Source organism: Nocardioides sp. Z43_10 (assembly GCF_059766615.1).
Map to the genome: position 1 here is coordinate 57,965 of NZ_JCBAJY010000007.1, position 17,602 is coordinate 75,566.

General features: G+C 73.5%; 19 protein-coding genes and 1 riboswitch. Of the genes, 15 read left to right on the top strand and 4 right to left on the bottom strand.

Features of this window, described 5'->3' with window-relative positions:
• Positions 1–76 precede the first annotated feature (76 nt).
• The 4 genes from AC6EI4_RS13775 (at position 77) to AC6EI4_RS13790 (ending at position 4,188) form a co-directional block, all read left to right on the top strand.
• Complete coding sequence (locus AC6EI4_RS13775) at positions 77–283, top strand: hypothetical protein (protein ID WP_498421886.1); 207 nt, start codon at positions 77–79, stop codon at positions 281–283.
• 256 nt (positions 284–539) lie between these two features.
• Positions 540–692, top strand: a riboswitch (cyclic di-AMP (ydaO/yuaA leader).
• A 13-nt stretch (positions 693–705) separates the two neighbouring features.
• A complete protein-coding gene (locus AC6EI4_RS13780; RefSeq protein WP_498421885.1) occupies positions 706–1,701 on the top strand; it encodes a C40 family peptidase in 996 nt (331 codons plus the stop codon).
• Between the two features lie 37 nt (positions 1,702–1,738).
• Entirely contained in the window at positions 1,739–2,947 is a 1,209-nt protein-coding gene (locus AC6EI4_RS13785; RefSeq protein WP_498451789.1) for a hypothetical protein, read from the top strand.
• Positions 2,944–4,188, top strand: coding sequence for a M48 family metallopeptidase (locus tag AC6EI4_RS13790; protein ID WP_498421883.1), 1,245 nt, complete (start codon positions 2,944–2,946; stop codon positions 4,186–4,188). Before AC6EI4_RS13785 ends, AC6EI4_RS13790 begins: the two co-directional genes overlap by 4 nt.
• 27 nt (positions 4,189–4,215) lie before the next feature.
• Here the strand turns inward: AC6EI4_RS13790 and AC6EI4_RS13795 are convergent, their stop codons facing one another.
• A complete protein-coding gene (locus tag AC6EI4_RS13795; protein WP_498421882.1) occupies positions 4,216–6,006 on the bottom strand; it encodes an AMP-dependent synthetase/ligase in 1,791 nt (596 codons plus the stop codon).
• Between the two features lie 190 nt (positions 6,007–6,196).
• Between AC6EI4_RS13795 and AC6EI4_RS13800 the strand changes: the two genes are divergently transcribed.
• From AC6EI4_RS13800 to AC6EI4_RS13820, 5 genes are read left to right on the top strand one after another with little or no spacing between them, the layout of a single operon-like run.
• Positions 6,197–6,637 (top strand): SRPBCC family protein, encoded by a 441-nt coding sequence (locus tag AC6EI4_RS13800; protein ID WP_498421881.1) that lies wholly within the window; start codon positions 6,197–6,199, stop codon positions 6,635–6,637.
• A 20-nt stretch (positions 6,638–6,657) separates the two neighbouring features.
• Entirely contained in the window at positions 6,658–7,827 is a 1,170-nt protein-coding gene (locus tag AC6EI4_RS13805) for an ArsA family ATPase (RefSeq protein WP_498421880.1), read from the top strand.
• On the top strand, positions 7,824–8,396 hold the full coding sequence (locus AC6EI4_RS13810) for a hypothetical protein (protein ID WP_498451923.1): 573 nt from the start codon (positions 7,824–7,826) through the stop codon (positions 8,394–8,396). Before AC6EI4_RS13805 ends, AC6EI4_RS13810 begins: the two co-directional genes overlap by 4 nt.
• Positions 8,396–9,340, top strand: coding sequence for an ROK family glucokinase (locus tag AC6EI4_RS13815; RefSeq protein ID WP_498451790.1), 945 nt, complete (start codon positions 8,396–8,398; stop codon positions 9,338–9,340). The genes AC6EI4_RS13810 and AC6EI4_RS13815 overlap by 1 nt, the downstream gene beginning before the upstream one ends.
• Positions 9,337–10,335 (top strand): ROK family protein, encoded by a 999-nt coding sequence (locus tag AC6EI4_RS13820; protein ID WP_498451791.1) that lies wholly within the window; start codon positions 9,337–9,339, stop codon positions 10,333–10,335. Before AC6EI4_RS13815 ends, AC6EI4_RS13820 begins: the two co-directional genes overlap by 4 nt.
• A gap of 7 nt (positions 10,336–10,342) precedes the next feature.
• On the opposite strand, the gene AC6EI4_RS13825 is transcribed toward AC6EI4_RS13820, so the two are convergent.
• Both AC6EI4_RS13825 and AC6EI4_RS13830 read right to left on the bottom strand, forming a co-directional pair.
• The gene (locus AC6EI4_RS13825; RefSeq protein WP_498421877.1) at positions 10,343–10,792 is read right to left on the bottom strand and encodes a hypothetical protein; all 450 of its coding nucleotides are present in this window, start codon (positions 10,790–10,792) and stop codon (positions 10,343–10,345) included.
• A gap of 43 nt (positions 10,793–10,835) precedes the next feature.
• Positions 10,836–11,603, bottom strand: coding sequence for an alpha/beta hydrolase (locus AC6EI4_RS13830; protein WP_498421876.1), 768 nt, complete (start codon positions 11,601–11,603; stop codon positions 10,836–10,838).
• 156 nt (positions 11,604–11,759) lie between these two features.
• Between AC6EI4_RS13830 and AC6EI4_RS13835 the strand changes: the two genes are divergently transcribed.
• The 5 genes from AC6EI4_RS13835 to AC6EI4_RS13855 are packed head-to-tail and all read left to right on the top strand — an operon-like array spanning position 11,760 to position 15,384.
• On the top strand, positions 11,760–12,485 hold the full coding sequence (locus tag AC6EI4_RS13835; RefSeq protein WP_498421875.1) for a lysophospholipid acyltransferase family protein: 726 nt from the start codon (positions 11,760–11,762) through the stop codon (positions 12,483–12,485).
• Positions 12,486–12,517: 32 nt separating this feature from the next.
• Positions 12,518–13,684: a MacS family sensor histidine kinase gene (gene macS, locus AC6EI4_RS13840; RefSeq protein ID WP_498451792.1), complete on the top strand. Its 1,167-nt coding sequence runs from the start codon at positions 12,518–12,520 to the stop codon at positions 13,682–13,684.
• Positions 13,681–14,205, top strand: coding sequence for a flavin reductase family protein (locus AC6EI4_RS13845; RefSeq protein WP_498421873.1), 525 nt, complete (start codon positions 13,681–13,683; stop codon positions 14,203–14,205). Before macS ends, AC6EI4_RS13845 begins: the two co-directional genes overlap by 4 nt.
• 1 nt (position 14,206) lies before the next feature.
• Positions 14,207–14,887, top strand: a complete 681-nt coding sequence (locus AC6EI4_RS13850; protein WP_498421872.1) for a response regulator — start codon at positions 14,207–14,209, stop codon at positions 14,885–14,887.
• Positions 14,884–15,384, top strand: coding sequence for a GNAT family N-acetyltransferase (locus tag AC6EI4_RS13855; RefSeq protein ID WP_498421871.1), 501 nt, complete (start codon positions 14,884–14,886; stop codon positions 15,382–15,384). The genes AC6EI4_RS13850 and AC6EI4_RS13855 overlap by 4 nt, the downstream gene beginning before the upstream one ends.
• A 4-nt stretch (positions 15,385–15,388) precedes the next feature.
• On the opposite strand, the gene AC6EI4_RS13860 is transcribed toward AC6EI4_RS13855, so the two are convergent.
• On the bottom strand, positions 15,389–16,612 hold the full coding sequence (locus AC6EI4_RS13860; RefSeq protein WP_498421870.1) for an oxygenase MpaB family protein: 1,224 nt from the start codon (positions 16,610–16,612) through the stop codon (positions 15,389–15,391).
• Between the two features lie 64 nt (positions 16,613–16,676).
• Here AC6EI4_RS13860 and AC6EI4_RS13865 point away from each other — a divergent pair, with 64 nt between their 5' ends.
• On the top strand, positions 16,677–17,597 hold the full coding sequence (locus tag AC6EI4_RS13865; protein ID WP_498451793.1) for a hypothetical protein: 921 nt from the start codon (positions 16,677–16,679) through the stop codon (positions 17,595–17,597).
• The last annotated feature ends 5 nt before the right edge of the window (positions 17,598–17,602 follow it).

Consider the following 17,602-nt stretch of genomic DNA (forward strand, 5'->3'; position numbering starts at 1 on the left):
TTCGTACGCCGGCGCGACACGCCGGGGGAGGCGGCTGGGGGCCGCATTGTCGGTGGCCCCTGCGAGCGTCCCCGACATGACGACACGAATCGACTGCGACGACTGCCAGGTGCGGGGGCTGCACTGTCACGACTGCGTGGTGACGGTGCTGCTCGGGCCGCCCCCGGAGCTGGAGTTCGACGACGACGAGCAGCGTGCCCTCGGCATCCTCGCGCAGGGAGGACTGGTGCCGCCGTTGCGGATGGTGCGCCCGGCCACCGGCCCCCAGGTCGAGTCCGCGTGAGACGCCACACGCGTGGGCCCGAGCCGGCGAGGTGGCGACGGCCACTGCGGCGGGCGCGCCCGGGCGGTCAGGCGGCGCGTTGACCGGGTGGGTGGCCCGGGTGGACCGGCAAGCTGGACCGGACAAGTGGGCGGAATCACGTTTGGGTTGTGGTGGACGGTTTGCCGCTGCCGCGACGGCGCACTAACGTGAGCCGCTGGTGCCCGTGGAAGCAGATCAGACCGATCTGCGCGGGCTCCGCGCCGAGTTCGGGGCTGGTCAGCTCACGCTGAGAAGCTCCGGAGCCGGGGAACCACGTTTCCCCTGGGGTGAATCCATCGCAAGGCGTGCGCACGTGCGCGTGGAGCGGTGGTAGGGCAGTCGTGCCCGAATCCGTCAGCTCACCCGGTAGGCGTACGACACGCAAGGGAGAACGCCCGCTCGTGCTTCACGGCCGGAAGCGACTCATCAGTGCCCTCACGGGCATCACAGCCATCATCGCGGTCGGGCTGGTCCCCGCCACCCCCTCCTACGCCGAACCGGACCTCGACACCGTCAAGGAGCGCGTCGACCGGCTCTACCACGAGGCCGAGCAGGCCTCGGAGCGCTACAACGACGCCAAGATCGAGCTGGCCGAGCTGACCAAGGACCTCGACTCGCTCAAGGCCGACGAGAAGCGCCAGGCCAAGGACCTCGCGGGCGTGCGCGAGCAGGTCCAGGAGTCGGTCGTGCGTCAGTACCAGGGTGAGTCGATCTCCACCGTGGGCCAGGTCGTCGTCTCCGAGGACCCCGAGTCGTTCCTCTCCCAGCTCTCGACCATGTCGACCTTCAACGACATGCAGACCGGCCTCTTCGACGACTACTCCACCGAGCTCGAGGCCCTCGACATCCGCCGCGAGGCCACCGAGGAGCGCGTCGAGGACATCGACGCCACCAAGAAGCGCCTCGGCAAGGAGAAGGCGGCGATCGACGCCAAGGTCGAGCAGGCGGAGAAGCTGCTCAACGAGCTCGAGGCCGAGGAGCGCGAGCGGCTGACGCGGACGGCCTCGCGCAGCGAGACCCGGCTGCCCGCGGACGCTCCCGCGGCCTCCGGTCGCGCGGGCGCGGCCATCCAGTACGCCATGGCGCAGGTGGGCGACGCCTACGTCTACGGTGCCGCCGGCCCCGACGCGTTCGACTGCTCGGGACTGACGATGATGGCCTGGGCGCAGGCCGGGGTCGGTCTCCCGCACTCCTCCAGCGGCCAGTCCGGCTCGGGCACGCGGGTCTCCTCCGACGACCTGCAGCCCGGTGACCTGGTGTTCTACTACAGCCCGATCAGCCACGTCGGGATGTACATCGGCAACGGCCAGATTGTGCACGCCGCCAACCCGGGCTCGGGTGTGACGGTCGCGGGCGTCTTCTCGATGCCCTTCTCCGGCGCGGTTCGCCCTGGCTGAGCCCGTCTCGTCGAAGGCCGGCCGTCCACTTCGGTGGATGGTCGGCCTTTCGCTGTCCCTGGCACTGCTCGCCGCCCTGGTCGTCGCGTTGCTGCGCGACGACGCGTACGTCGCCGATCCCGGTGCCTCCCCGGCCCCCACGGTGAGCGCCGGAGCCGCCGCGAAGGCGCTCGCCGACCTGGTCGACGCCGTGCGCGCGGGCGATCCGGAGGCGGCGGCCTCGCTGGCCGGTGCCGACGACACGGCCGCGGCGCCGCTGCTGCGGGCGGTCGTCGCCAACGCCGAGGCCCTCGACGTCACCGACTTCTCGCTGCGCTACGTGGACGAGACCGACACCTCGGGCGTCGACGGGGCCTGGTCGGCCGCGGTCGCGGCGACCTGGCGCTTCCGTGGCTTCGACCGGACGCCGGCCCGGGCCGAGATCGTGGTGGACTTCCGGGCCGACGGCCCCGGCGTCGAGGTCACCGGCATCGGCGGTGAGCAGGGCCGCTCGCCGCTGTGGCTGACCGAGGAGCTCGAGGTGCGTCGCAGCCCCACCACGCTGGTGCTGGTGGCCGGGACCCCGGATCGGGCCGACGCCTACGCGCGGCGCGCGGTGCGCTCGGTCGCCGTGGTCGGCGCGGTGCTGCCCCGGTGGCGTCCGCGGCTGGTGGTCGAGGTTCCCCGCTCCGCGGACGCGCTGCACCGCAGCGTCGGTGCCCCCGAGGGCGCCTACGACGCGGTGGCGGCGGTGACCACCACCGTGGACGGGTCGCTCAGCCCGACGGCGCCCACCCACGTGTTCGTGAACCCCGACGTCTACGGCAGGCTGCGCGGCCACGGCGCCCAGGTGGTGATGAGCCACGAGGCGGCGCACGTCGCCACCGGCGCCGCCACCTCCGCGTCGTTGCCGCTGTGGCTGCTCGAGGGGTTCGCCGACCACGTCGCCCTGCGCGACGTCGGGCTGCCGCTGACCACGACGGCCGCCCAGATCGCCGAGCAGGTACGCCGCGACGGCCCGCCCGCGGCGCTGCCGGGGGTCGAGGAGTTCGACACCGGCGCCACCCACCTCGGCGCCTCCTACGAGAGCGCCTGGCTGGCCTGCGAGGTCGTCGCCGACGTCGCCGGCGAGACGGCGCTGGTCAGCCTGTACCAGCGGGTCTCCGAGGGCGAGCCGCTGGCCCGGGTGCTGCGGCAGGAGACCGGTCTCGAGGTGGGCGAGCTGACCCGGCTGTGGCAGGCGCGCCTCACGGACCTGGCCCGATGACGCGCAGCGAGCGTGGCGTGGGCGTGGCGACGCTGCTCGTCGGCGGTGTCGCGTTCGTGGCCCTGGCCGCCGTGCTGGTGCCCTGGGACGCAGGTGGAGGCGGCGCCGTGTCGGCGCAGGAGGCGTTCAGCGCCGACCAGATCGCGCGGGGGGAGGAGTTCGCCCGCGGATCGCGGCTGCTGAGCTGGTCCTCGCTCGCGGTGTCGCTGCTGGTCTCGGCGGTGCTGGGCTTCACCCGGCTCGGCCGTGCGCTGATGGCGCGGATCCCCGGAGCCTGGTGGCTGCGGGTGGTGCTCGGCACTGCGGTGGTGCTGCTGATCGGGCGGCTGGTGACGCTGCCGTTCGGGCTCGCCCTGCTCGAGCGCCGGCGCTCCTACGGGCTCTCCTCGCAGAGCTGGGCCGGGTACGCCGTCGACGTGGCACGCAACGAGGCGGTCAGCGTGGTGGTCACCTCGGTGGTGCTGCTCGTGCTGGTGGGCAGCGCCCGGCGCTGGCGCCGTGCCTGGCCGGCCGTCGCGGGCGTCGTGCTCGCGGCGTTCGTGATGCTGGGCTCGTTCGTCTACCCGGTGCTGGTGGAGCCGCTGAGCAACGACTTCGCGCCGCTCCCCGACGGGGAGCTGCGCACCGCGGTCCTCGAGGTCGCCCAGCGTGAGGGCGTCGACGTCGACGAGGTGCTGGTCGCCGACGCCTCGCGGCGCACCACGACGCTGAACGCCTACGTCTCCGGTCTGGGCAGCACCCGGCGGGTGGTGCTCTACGACAACCTGGTGGACGACGTGCCCCAGGAGGAGGTTCTCGCGGTCGTCGCCCACGAGCTCGCCCACGCCGAGCACCACGACGTGCTGGTGGGCTCGACGCTGGGCGCTGTGGGCGTGCTCGTCGCCGTGGGTCTGCTGGGGGCGCTGCTGGGCTCGGGCGCCCGGTCCGACCCGGGGTCCGGCGCACGGCGCGGCAGCCGGGTCGCGGACCCGGCGGTGGTGCCGCTGGTGCTGGCGCTGGTCGCGGTGGGCACGCTGCTGGCCAGCCCGGTGGAGAGCACGATCAGCCGGAAGATCGAGACCCGCGCCGACGTGGTGGCCCTGGAGGCCACCGGCGACCGCTCCAGCTTCGTGGAGATGCAGCGTCGGCTGGCGCTGCGCTCGCTGTCCGATCCGACGCCGCCGGCCTGGTCGCAGTTCTGGTTCGGCACCCACCCCACGGTGCTGGAGCGGATCGCGCTGGCCGACCGGGTCGGCGACTGAGTCGCCTGCCCGGCCGACCGGCGAGGCTCAGGGCACGTAGAGCGCGGCGACCTCGTCGCGGAACTCGCGCATCACCACGTTGCGCTTGAGCTTCATGCTGGCGGTGAGCTGCCCGCCCTCCTCGGTCCAGTCCTGCGCGATGATCCGGAACTTGCGGATCGCCTCGGCCTTGGAGACCGCCTTGTTGGCGTCGTCGACCGAGTGCTGGATCGCGGCGCGCAGGTCGGGGTCGTCGACGTTGTCGGCGATCTTGGCGGACTTGCCGTGGTGCTCGGCCCACATCGGGAACACGTCGGGGTCGATCGTGACGAGCGCGGCGATGAAGGGCTGGCCGTCACCGACGACCATCACCTGGTCGATCAGGTGGTGCGAGCGCATCCGGTCCTCGAGGACGGCCGGGGCGACGTTCTTGCCCCCGGCGGTCACGATGATCTCCTTCTTGCGCCCGGTGATCCGGATGAAGCCCTCGTCGTCGACCTCGCCCACGTCACCGGTGTGGAACCAGCCGTCGCTCTCCATCGCCTCGGCGGTGGCCTCCTCGTTGCGCCAGTACCCGGCCATCACCTGGCCGCCCTTGAACAGCAGCTCACCGTCCTCGGCGACCCGCACCGACGTCCCGGGGAGGGGGCGTCCCACGGTGCCGATCTTCTGCTGGACCGGCAGGTTCGCGGCCAGCGCGGCGGTGGTCTCGGTGAGCCCGTAGCCCTCGCAGACGATCAGGCCGATGCCGCGGTAGAAGTGGCCCAGCCGCTCGCCGAGCGGGGCGCCGCCGGAGACGGCGTACTTGCAGCGTCCGCCGAGCGCCGCGCGCAGCTTGGCGTAGACGAGCCTGCTGAAGAGGGCGTGGCGTGCCCGCAGCAGCGGGGAGGGACCGCGCTTGCGGTCCAGGGCGCGCGAGTAGGCGATCGCGGTGGCCGCGGCCATGTCGAAGATCCGGCCCTTGCCGTCGGCGGCGGCCTTCTGGGAGGCGGAGTTGAAGACCTTCTCGAAGACCCGCGGGACGGCCAGGATGAACGTCGGGTGGAACTCGCCCAGGTCGTCGACGAGGTTGGCGATGTCCGCGCTGTGGCCCATCTTGACCCGTGCCTTGACGCAGCCGATCTGGATGATGCGCGCGAAGACGTGCGCCAGCGGGAGGAACAGCAGCGTGGAGGCGCCCTCCTCGAAGACCTCGTCGAGCTCGTGCACCGCCACGCCCAGCTCGAACATGAAGTTGCCGTGGGTCAGCATGCAGCCCTTGGGGCGCCCGGTGGTCCCGGAGGTGTAGATCAGGGTGGCCAGGTCGAGCGGGGTCGCGTGCGTGCGACGGCTCTCCAGCTCGGCGTCGTCGATGTCGGCGCCGAGGCTCTTGAGCACGTCGACGGCGTTGTCCTCCAGCGACCAGAGGTGGTTGAGCTGGTCCAGCCCGCCGCGCACCTGCGCCACCCGGGCGACGTGGTCGGAGTTCTCCGCGACGATGCCGCGGGCGCCGGAGTCCGAGAGGATCCAGGAGACCTGCTCGGCCGAGGAGGTCTCGTAGATCGGCACCGTGACCGCGCCGGCGAACCAGATCGCGTAGTCCAGCAGCGTCCACTCGTAGCGGGTCTTGGAGAGCAGGGCGATCCGGTCGCCGATCTCGATGCCGGCGGCGATCAGACCCTTCGCGACCGCGCTGACGTCGGCGAGGAACTCGGCCGCGGTGACGTCAACCCATCCCTGAGCGGTGTTGCGGCTGAAGACGACGGCGTCGGCCGCCTCGCGGGCGTTGGCCACGACGTCGTCGGTGAGATTCCCCGTTTGGGGGATCTCGATGTTCAGGGGCGTGGAGAACTCACGCACGAATTGCCTCCTGGAAGTCACCGGGTGTTGCCCACGGGCGGTGGCGGACGGCAGTGTCATGAGCGTCGGCCCGAAGGGTCTGCTGCGCAGGCTACCGCTGCTCGTCATACCGGTGGTATCCGGTACGCTCGCAGGTCTTGATCACCTGCGGTGGCCGACGGGCCCACCGCTGAGCACCGGGAGTCTCACGATGGCCGAGCAGACCACGTCCACTCTCCTCATCGAGGCCACTCCCGGCGAGGTGATGGCAGTGATCGCGGACTTCGAGTCGTACCCCGCCTGGGCCAAGGGCGTGCAGAAGGCCGAGGTGGTGAAGCAGAGCCCTGGCGAGCGCGCCGAGGAGGTCTTCTTCGCCCTCGACGTGGCCCCGATCAAGGACGAGTACACGCTCTCCTACGTCTGGGACGGCGACCGTCAGGTCACCTGGACGCTGGTCGAGGGCAAGATGCTCAAGGCCCTCGACGGCGCGTACGTGCTGCGCGACCTCGGTGACGGCACGACCGAGGTCACCTACCGGCTCTCCCTCGACGTCACCATCCCGCTGATCGGCATGCTCAAGCGCAAGGGGGAGAAGATCCTCATCGACACGGCGCTCAAGGGGCTCAAGAAGCGCGTCGAGCAGGGAGGCTGACCCCCGGGTCAGGTGCCAGGGTGCGCATACTTCTCTTCACCGGCAAGGGTGGGGTCGGCAAGTCCACCGTGGCGTCCGGTACCGCCGCGCTCGCCGCGGCCCAGGGCAGTCGCACCCTGGTCCTCTCCACCGACGCCGCCCACTCCCTGGCCGACGCCTTCGGCGCCAGTGTCGGGTCCGAGCCCACCGAGGTCGCCGAGAACCTCTTCGTGCAGCAGATCGACGCGCAGCTGCGCTTCGAGCAGTCGTGGGCCGAGATCCAGACCTATCTGCTGACCGTCCTCGACGTGGCCGGGGTGGACCGGGTGGCCGCCGAGGAGCTGACGGTGATCCCGGGCGCCGAAGAGGTGCTCGCGCTGCTCGAGCTGCGCCTGCACGCCCGGTCGGGGAAGTGGGACGTGATCGTCATCGACTGTGCGCCGACCGCAGAGACGCTGCGGCTGCTGGCTCTCCCCGAGGCGCTCGGCTGGTACATGGAGCGGGTGCTGCCGATGGAGCGCCGGGTGGTCAAGGCGCTGCGCCCGGTGCTCAACCGGGCCGCGGGCGTGCCGATGCCCGGCGACACCGTTTTCGACGCCGTCGAGCGGCTGCACGACGAGCTGCTGGAGGTCCACGAGCTGCTGTCCGGCCCCGAGGCCAGCGTCCGGCTGGTGCTGACCCCCGAGAGCGTGGTGCTCGCCGAGGCCCGCCGCTCCTACACGTCGCTGTCGCTGTTCGGCTACCGCGTGGACGGCGTCGTGGCCAACCGGATCTTCCCGGCCGAGGGGGCCGACGCCTGGCGCACGGGCTGGGTCCAGGCCCAGGACGCCGTGCTGGAGCAGGTCGAGGAGTCCTTCGCGGGGCTGCCGGTGTGGCGCTCGGTCTACCGCAGCGAGGAGCCGGTGGGCGTCGCGGCGCTGACCCGGCTGGCCGCTGAGGTGTACGGCGAGGACGACCCGTTCGCCGCTCCCTTGGGAGAGGGCCCGTTCCGGATCGCCCGGGGGAGCAGCGGCGCCCTGCTGCGCCTGCGTCTGCCCTTCGTCACCCGCCCCGAGGTCGACCTGGCCCGCAACGGCGACGAGCTGGTGGTGACCGTTGGCTCCTACCGGCGCCTGCTGTCGCTGCCCGCGAGCCTGTCGCGGCTGCGCGTCGCGGGTGCCCGGGTCGTCGACGGCGAGCTCCAGGTGCGCTTCGAGGAGACCGAGCGGTGACCGGCCCGAACGGTACCGACGACCGGAGCCGCCCGGGCGACCCCGGCGCCGAGCAGATCGGCGGCGTCGCCGAGGAGGCGGCCAAGCTGATGGGTGCGCTCGCCGGATGGGCGCGCGAGCACGGCAGCGACCTGGGACACGGACTGGGACACGGATGGGGCGACCTCGCCGGCCACGCCGGCGCAGCGGCCCGGCAGGCCGACGAGCACCTCGCCACCGGAGCGCGCGAGTGCAGCTGGTGCCCGGTCTGCCGCACGGTGCACGCGCTGCGCTCGCTCAGCCCGGAGGTCTGCGAGCACCTCTCGGTGGCGGCCTCCGCGCTGCTGCAGGCGGCCGGGGGCGTGCTGGCGACGGTGATGGCGGACGCGCGCGAGGGACGCCGGGAGCCCGACGTCGAGCGCATCGACCTCCAGGACGACTGGTCCGGGGACGACTGGCCCGAGGACGACTGGTCCGAGGACGAGTGGCCCGAGGACGACTGGTCGACCGACGGCTCCGGATCGGGCAGCGGATCAGTGAAGGACGAGCCCGCTACCGGGGCTCCCGAGCACGAAGGGCCGGTCGGCTGATGGCACTGGCATGCGGCATCGACGTCGGCGGCACCAAGATCGCCGGCGGGGTCGTCGACGAGCAGGGGCGGGTGCTGGCCGAGGCCCGCGTCGAATCGCCGGCGACCGACACCCAGGCCATCGAGGAGGCCATCGAGGTGCTCGTGGGCCGTCTGCGCCGCGAGCACGCGGTCCAGACTGTGGGCGTGGGCGCGGCCGGCTTCATCGACCGGACCCGCTCGACGGTGCTGTTCGCCCCGAACCTCGCCTGGCGCGACGAGAACCTCCGCCTCGACCTCGAGAAGCGGCTCGACCTGCCGGTCGTGGTCGAGAACGACGCCAACGCGGCCGCCTGGGGCGAGTTCGCCTTCGGTGCCGCGGCCGACGTCGACGACCTGGCGCTGGTCACCGTCGGCACGGGCGTGGGCGGCGGCATCGTCATCGACGGCAACCTGGTCCGCGGGGCCTTCGGCGTGGCGGCTGAGATCGGTCACGTCCGGCTGGTGCCGGGAGGCCGGCCGTGCGGCTGCGGCAACCTCGGCTGCTGGGAGCAGTACGCCAGCGGCAGTGCGCTGGTGCGCAACGCCCGGGAGGGCGCCGAGCGCGGAGACCCCGCCGCCGCCCCGCTCCTGGAGCGTGCCTCGGGCCGCGTCGAGCAGATCACCGGGCCGCTGGTGACCGCCGCGGCCCGCGCCGGGGACCCGTACGCGATCGAGCAGCTGCGCGAGATCGGGCGCTGGCTCGGCGAGGGCCTGGCCACGCTCGCGGCCGTGCTCGACCCGTCGGTGGTGGTGGTCGGCGGCGGTGTCTCCGAGGCCGGCGAGCTGCTGCTGGAGCCCGCCCGGGAGGCCTTCCGTGCCCACCTCACCGGTGGCGGGCACCGTCCGGTTCTCGACATCCGGCGAGCCTCGTTGGGCAACACCGCCGGCCTGATCGGCGCCGCCGACCTGTCTCGGCGCGCGTGAGCCCCGCACCACCCGCGCCGGTCTGGGTCGGCGTCGACGTCGGCGGCACCAAGGTGCTGGCCGGGGTCGTCGACGAGAGCGGCCGGGTGCTGCGCACGGCCCGGCGCTCCACGCCCGGGCGGCGCGTCTCCGTCGGGCTGGTCGAGGAGAGCCTGGTGGAGGCGGTCCTCGAGGCGGCGGCGGGGGCGCCGCTCGCCGGGGTCGGTGTCGCCGCGGCCGGGTTCGTCGACCGCGAGGGCGAGCGGGTCGTCTTCGCCCCGCACCTGCCCTGGCAGGGCGAGGAGGTCCGCTCCCGGCTGGCTCGGCGGTGGGACGTCCCGGTGCTGCTGGACAACGACGCCAACGCGGCCGCCTGGGCGGAGTGGACCTACGGCGCGGCCCGCGGGAACGGCGACACCGTGCTGGTCACCCTGGGCACCGGGATCGGGGGAGCGCTGGTCCTGGGCGGGCGGGTGCACCGGGGGCGCAACGGGATGGCCGGCGAGTTCGGCCACATGCAGCTGGTGCCCGACGGCAGAGCGTGCGAGTGCGGGGGGCGTGGCTGCTGGGAGCAGTACGCCAGCGGCAACGCCCTGGTCCGGTTCGTCCGCGCCCGGATGGTCGACGAGCCGACCTCGCTGCGCGAGAGCTGCGCGGGAGATCCCTCCTTGCTGACCGGTCCGATGGTCACCCGGGCCGCGGCCCAGGGGGACCCGGTGGCGCTCCAGGGGTTCGCCTCGGTGGGTGCCTGGCTGGGCGTGGGACTCGCCAACCTGGTCGCCGCGCTCGACCCGGACCGCGTGGTCGTCGGCGGCGGCGTCTCCGCGGCCGGCGAGCTGCTGCTGGCCCCGGCGCGCGCCGCGCTGGCCGGCTCGCTCGTGGCACACGGACACCGCGTCGTGCCCTCCGTCGAGGCAGCGCTGCTCGGCCCGCAGGCGGGCCTGGTCGGGGCCGCGGACCTGGTCCGCCGTGCCCACGTGGCGAACGGCGTCGCGGCGTCGCCGCCCTCTCGCTGAGGGGCCCTCAGAGCACCGCGCCATCGTCGAAGGGGTCCTGGCGGTCGCGCGGCATGTGGACCACGAGGTAGGCGAACCCGGCCACGAAGGCCCCCACCAGCAGGTAGCCCAGCCAGGCCGGCAGCGAGACGCCGGCGATCAGGCAGATCAGCAGCAGGGTCGGACTGCCCAGCAGCCCCAGCCACGACACCAGCCGTGGCAGTGGCACGTGCGGGATCGGCGGCGGGGGCGGCGGGACGAAGGCGTCGTCGTCGCGGTAGCCACTCTCGAGCATCTCCTCGGCCGCGTCCTCGGGGTGCTCGGCGGGGAAGTCCCCGGGGCCGGCCGCCACCGGTGCGGCGGGCTCGGGGGCGGGCTGGGACTGAGAGTCGGGCTGGGGCTCGGCGTCGATATCCGCGCGCTCGCCGAAGTTCTCCACGATCGCGCGCCAGGCGTCATCCTCGCTCTGCCGGTTCACCCCCTCGACCTTACGCCAGTGTCCCAGCGGCCGCCCGGGCGTTTCAGCGCCCGACGCGCGAGACGAACGCCGCCGACTCCTCGAAGATCACCGGCGCGTCGTTGTCCAGCGTGGCGACGTGGAAGCTGTCGTGCAGCAGCCGCTCGGTGACGTCACGCGAGGAGATCTTCGCCGCGATCATCCCGGCCGACGACGGGTCCACGACGTGGTCCTCGACGGAGCGGAACAGCAACAGCGGTGCGGTCACCTTCGCGAGGTCCGACTGCAGCGGCCGCCACGCCCGGACCATCGTGTCCAGGGCCCGCAGCGGGGTCCGGGCGTAGCCGTGCTCGTCCATGCCCGGCTTCTTGATGTCGTTGCCGATGCCGGGCATCGAGGGGATCACGTGCTTGAGCAGCGGCAGCGCGAGCAGCTGGCGGTTGGTGCTGGTCACCGCCGCGTTCACCACCATCACCCCGGCGACGTCACCGCCGCGGTCCGCGGCCAATCGCAGCGCCAGCGCGCCACCCATCGAGAGCCCGCCGACCACGACCGCGTCGCTCTGGGCGCACAGCCGGTCGAAGACGCGCGAGACCTCGCCGTACCAGTCGTCCCAGGTGGTGCGGTTGAGCTCGCGCCAGCTGGTGCCGTGCCCGGGGAGGCGGGGAACCTCGACGGCGTAGCCGCGGCACGCCAACGACTCGCCCCACGGCCGCATCGAGGCGGGGGAGCCGGTGAACCCGTGGCTGAGCAGGACGCCGATCCGGCGGCCTGCGGTGAGCTCGGGACGGGCGGGCGCGGAGAACGGCAGCGCCAGGGGATCGATCGCCATGCGCGGCATTGTGCCGCACGGCCCCGGGCAGCACCCCGCGACACGCACTCCTGCGCGGCCGCCTGCTGGGCGAGCAGGTGGGCGCTGGGGCGGGCAGGGTCTAAAGTGCCCCCGACGGTGGTCGCTGCGACCTCTCGTCAGCGAGGAGGTTCGAAGGTGCTGTACTGGTTCCTGAAGTGGGTGGCGCTCGGGCCGCTGTTGCGACTGGTCTTCCGACCGGTCGCCGAAGGCACGGAGAACGTGCCGTCGACCGGCCCGGCGATCCTCGCCAGCAACCATCTCTCGTACGCCGACTGGCTGTTCATGCCGCTGACGCTCACCCGGCGGGTGACGTTCGTGGCCAAGGCGGAGTACTTCACCGCCCCCGGCATCAAGGGCCGCCTGCAGAAGGCGTTCTTCGGCGGGTCCGGCCAGGTGCCCATCGACCGCTCGGGCGGCGGCGCCGCCGAGGGCGCCCTGCTGTCGGCCAAGAAGGTCCTCGCCGAGGGGGAGCTCTTCGGGATCTACCCCGAGGGCACCCGCTCCCACGACGGCCGGCTCTACCGCGGCAAGGTCGGCGTCGCCCGCCTCGCCCTGGAGACCGGGGTGCCGGTGATCCCGGTGGCGGTCGTCGGCACCGACCTGATCGCCCCGCCGGGCCGCAAGTTCGGCAGGATCACCCGGCCGATCGTGCGCTTCGGCAAGCCCCTGGACTTCTCCCGCTACGAGGGTCTGCAGAACGACCGCTACGTGCTGCGCTCGATCACCGACGAGATCATGTACGAGATCATGCGCCTGTCCGGGCAGGAGTACGTCGACATGTACGCCGCCAAGGCCAAGGAGCTCGCGAAGACCCAGCGACCCGGCCACAGCGACCCGACGGCGGAGAAGAAGGCATCCTGACCCGATCGCGCGGACCCTCGCGCCCCGCCGCGATGTGGCGCGAGTCGGCGGGTGCCGTGGCCGTCGAGGACCGGATGTTCCGGGCCCTGGCGGTGCTGCGCGTCGTGGTGCTGGCCAACGCGGTGGGCCTGAACCTGTGGCGGATCGGCAACTTCACGCACCCGGTGGCCGGGATCGCCGTGGTGGTCGCGATGGGGCTGTGGACGGGCTTCGCGATCTGGGCCTACGCCGCGCCGCGCCGGCGCGTCACCGCGCTGCTGGTGCTGGACCTGGCCCTGGCGATGGCCGCGCTGGCCGCCTCGCCGTTGCTCAAGGGCGAGGACTTCCGCGCCACCGTCCCCGGCTTCTGGGTGGCGGGCGCACTGATGGCCTGGGCCGTGCACTGGCGCGCGCTCGGCGGCCTGGTCGCCGGGGTCTGCCTGTCGGTCGTCGACCTGGCGGCCCGCGCCGAGATCACCCAGACCAACTACGGACACGTGTTCCTGCTGCTCATCGGTGGGCCGATCGTGGGCTACCTGTGCGGGTCGCTGCAGCGGATGGCGGTCGAGCGCGACCGCGCCGAGAGGGCCGCGGCCGCCGCCGAGGAGCGCGCCCGGCTGGCGCGCGCCGTGCACGACGGCGTGCTGCAGGTGCTGGCGCTGGTGCAGCGCCGCGGCGCCGAGCTGGGCGGCGCCGGTGCCGAGCTGGGTCGCCTGGCCGGCGAGCAGGAGGTCGCGCTGCGCGCGATGATCCGCCAGCAGGACTCGGTCCCCGACGCGGCGCAGGAGACCTCCGCGGGCGAGACCCTCACGGACCTGGTGGGTGCCTTCGAGCGGCTCGGCACCCGGCGCCCACCTCGTACCGTGGTCTCGGGGCCGGGCACGCCGGTGCCGATGCCCCGCTCGGTGGTCGAGGAGCTCGTGGCCGTCGCCGCGGCCTGCCTGGACAACGTCGCCCGGCACGTCGGCGACGACGCGCCGGCCTGGGTGCTCCTCGAGGACCTGGGCGACCGGGTGGTGGTGACCGTGCGCGACGAGGGCCCCGGCATCGCCCCCGGCCGGCTCGAGCAAGCCGTCGACGAGGGCCGGTTGGGCGTCAGCGGATCGATCCTGGGCAGGATGGGCGACCTCGGCGGCACCGCCGAGCTCGGCACAGGGTCCTTCGGGACCGAGTGGGAGCTCACCGTGCCGCGCACCCCAGCCCTGATGGAGGACGCGTGACGATCCACACCGAGCACCCCTTCCTGGACCCCGAGCCCGACCGCGAGCCGACCCGGCGGCTGCGCGCGCGGCTGGGCGGGGTCGTCAGCCTCTGGACCGCCGGTGACGAGGAGTCCGGGCGGGCCGGGCTGACGGTCTCCTCGCTGATGGTGGCCGGCGGCGAGCCGGGGGTGGTGCTGGCACTGGTCGACCCCGACTCCGACCTGCTCGACGTGCTCGAGTCCACCGGCCGCGCCGTGGTCGGCCTGCTCAGGTGGCCGCATCGCGACCTGGCCGACATCTTCGCCGGGACGGCACCCGCCCCCGGCGGGATGTTCGCCCAGGCCGAGTTCACCGGGACCCGGTGGGGTCCGCTGCTGGACTCGGTCACCACCTGGGCCGGGGTGCGGCTGGAGGAGACCACCGAGGTGGGCTGGTCCACGCTGGTGACCTGCGCGATCGAGCAGGTCACGATCGGCGACGAGCCGGATCCGCTGGTGCACCGACGTGGGCGCTACCAGCGCCCGATCACGGGGGAGTGAGATGAGCACGATCGACGGCGCAGGTCAGGTCATCCGGGTGATGGTCGTCGACGACCACCCGATGTGGCGCGACGCGGTGGAGCGCGACCTGCTGGCCGCGGGCCTGGACGTGGTCGCGGTGGCGGCCAACGGCCACGAGGCGATCGCCCGCTTCCCCGCCGCCCGGCCGCAGGTGGTGGTCCTGGACCTGCAGATCCCCGGCCCGAACGGCGTCGAGGTGACCGGGGAGATCCTGCGCCACGACCCGTCCGCGCGGGTGCTGATCCTGTCCGCCTCCGGGGAGCAGGCCGACGTCCTGGCGGCGGTGAAGGCCGGTGCCACGGGCTACCTGGTGAAGTCCGCCTCCCGCGAGGAGCTGCTCGACGCGGTCCGGCGGGTGGCTGCCGGCGACACCGTGTTCACCCCGGGGCTGGCGGGCCTGGTGCTGGGGGAGTTCCGCCGCCTCGCCGACGGGCCGGCGGCCCCCGACCCGGACGCGCCGCAGCTCACCGAGCGCGAGACCGAGGTGCTCAAGATGGTGGCCAAGGGGATGAGCTACAAGCAGATCGCCGAGCGCCTCGTGCTGTCCCACCGCACCGTGCAGAACCACGTGCAGAACACGCTGCGCAAGCTGCAGATGCACAACCGCGTCGAGCTGACCCGCTGGGCCATCGCGCAGGGACTCGACGGCGACGCGACGTGAGCGATCCGGTGCGCGGGCGGGCGGCGCCGATCCGGTGGCGCGGTGCCGGCCCGGACGACGCCTGGGCGCTGACGGACCTCGAGCGCAGCGCCAACCTGGCCTCGCTGGGCCACGTCTTCGCGCCCGAGCGGCACCCCTACCCGCTCGACGACGTGCTCGCCCGCTGGACGCTGATCCTCACCGAGCCGGGTGCCGTGGTGGAGGTGGTCGAGGGCGAGCAGCGGCTCGCCGCGGTCACGGCGTACGACGAGAGCACGCTGCGGATCCTGGCCGTGCATCCCGACGACTGGGGCCGCGGACTGGGCCGGGCCGGGGTGGAGCGGGCGGCCGCGGCCATCCGGCAGGGCTCGGCGCGGCGCGCGAGTCTGTGGTGCCTGGTGGAGAACCATCGCGCACGCGGGCTCTATGAGCACCTCGGGTGGCGGCCCACCGGCCAGCGCCGGCCGGCTCCCTGGCCGCCGTACCCCGTCGAGATGGAGTACGACCTCGAGCTGTGAGGGCTCAGCCGCGGGCCGGGTGCGGCCGGCCGCCGTCGGGGGAGGCGTCGACGAGGTCGTGCTGCACGCCGTAGCGGCTGCGCAGCCGGGCCTCCTGGTGCTCCCGCATCCGCAGGCCGCGCCGGGTCCGCAGGGCACGCAGCCGGGCGCTGCGGTCCAGGGTGGCGTTGACGCCGGCCAGCACCGGCCCCGCCGCGCGCACCAGGTGCTTGAGCCGGGTGTCGGGGATGGCCAGCTCATCGGCGATGTCGTCGCCGATGAACACCCGCTCCAGGGCGTGCACCACCGGTGGGGCCAGCCGGCGCAGCCAGGCGGGGCGCCCGGGCAGCAGCTGCTCGATCTCGGGGACCAGGAACTCGGTGTTGATGCTGCCGACCAGGCGGCGGCAGTAGTCGTCGACCTCGGGCCGGGTCAGCAGGTAGAGCTCCTCGAGCCGCTCCTGGTCGGCCCGGTCGTGGGGGAGCAGCGCCTCGTCGACCCCCATCAGGTAGCCCACGTAGCGCCAGCCCTCGTAGTAGGAGGCGACCTCGTGGGGCAGGTAGGGAGCCCCGATGGCGCGCATCCCGCGCACCGGGATCAGGCAGAACTCGATCAGCGTGTAGGCGAGGTAGGACTGGCAGATCGGCACGCCCCACGCGGCCTCGTCCCACTGCGCCGCGTCGCGCAGGTGGTGGCGCACCAGCGCGTGGATGATCCGCACCCGGACGGTGAGCTCGAAGCCCGCCCCGTCGCGGCGCAGGCCGCCGACGCGGTTGGTCTCCAGCAGCCAGGAGCCCACCTCGATGGTGCGCACCCCGGCGCTCTCGATGTAGCGACCGGTCATCTCCAGCGGCCGCGAGGCCGCGGAGTTGGCGTAGCCGGAGACCAGCGACGCGGCGCCCAGCACGATGCCGGCCTGACGGGCGTAGCGCGCGGTCTGCGCGTTGCCCGCCTCGACGCGGTCCAGGTCGACCCAGGAGGGCACGTGGTCGAGCTGGGCGAACAGCGCGCGCAGCGAGTCCGGCGCGTCCGCGACCGCGTCGATGCCCTCGCGGCAGGCCTGACGCAGCATCCGCATCGCCCGGCCGTGTCCGATCCGGGCGAAGTCCGCCACGAAGGCGTCGGCGAGCGGGTCCCCGTCCCACATCCCGGCGAAGTACGCCGCGGCGTGCTCACCGTGGCGGCGCAGCGCCTCGGCACGGTTGCGCACGCTCGTCGGCACCTCGGGACGATCCACGATGACAGTCATGCTGTCAGGATAGGGACTCGTGTGCTCCGCGTCACGCCGTCGTGCGCGGCCTATGCTCACCGGCGTGCCCTCCGATGCGCCCGACTCCCCGGCCAGCGCCCTGCTGAGCGTGGCCGACGCGCTCTACGCCTTGTCCCTGGCGGAGTTCACCGCTACCCGCGACGCCCGCGCCAAGGAGCTCAAGGCCGGCGACAAGGAGCTGGCCGCCCGGGTCAAGACACTGCGCAAGCCGTCGGTGGCCGCCTGGGTGGTCAACCTGCTGGTGCGCCGCGAGACCGACGAGGTGGACCAGCTGGTCGCCGTCGGCGAGGCGCTGCGCCAGGCCCAGGCCGACCTGGACGCCGGCCAGCTGCGCGAGCTCACCAAGCAGCGGCGGATGCTGACCGCGGCGGTGACCACCCGCGCTCGGCGGCTGGCGCGCGAGGAGGGCCACAAGGTCACCGAGGCCGTAGCCGAGCAGGTGGAGGCCACGCTCACCGCGGCGATGATCGACGCCGACTGCGCCCGCGCCGTGCGCAGCGGGCTGCTGGTCGGCGCGCTGGCGGTCACCGGGGTCGGGGAGGTGGAGCTCGCGGACGCGGTGGCGCTGCCGGACGCGCTGGGCTTCGAGGCGTCCCGTCAGGAGCGCGCCCACCCCGGGGAGGCCGGCGAGGCGCGCCCCGAGCTGCGCGTCGTACCCGATCCGGACGCGGAGGCGAAGGCGCGGCGGGCGGCCGAGGAGCGGCTGGCTGGCGCCCAGGAGCGACTCGGCGAGGCCGAGGCGGCACTGTCTTCGGCGACTGTGGAGGTCGAGGAGCTCGAGGCGCGCGGGCTGCAGCTGCACGGTGAGCTCGAGGAGCTGCGTCGGCGCATCGCCGAGCTCGAGACCCGGGCCGAGGAGGTCGAGGACGAGCTGGCCGACGCCGAGGACGTCCGGACCGAGGCCGAGCAGACCGTGGCCGAGGCGACCCGGGCGGTCGAGACGGCGCGGGCCGCGCTGAGCTGAGCTGA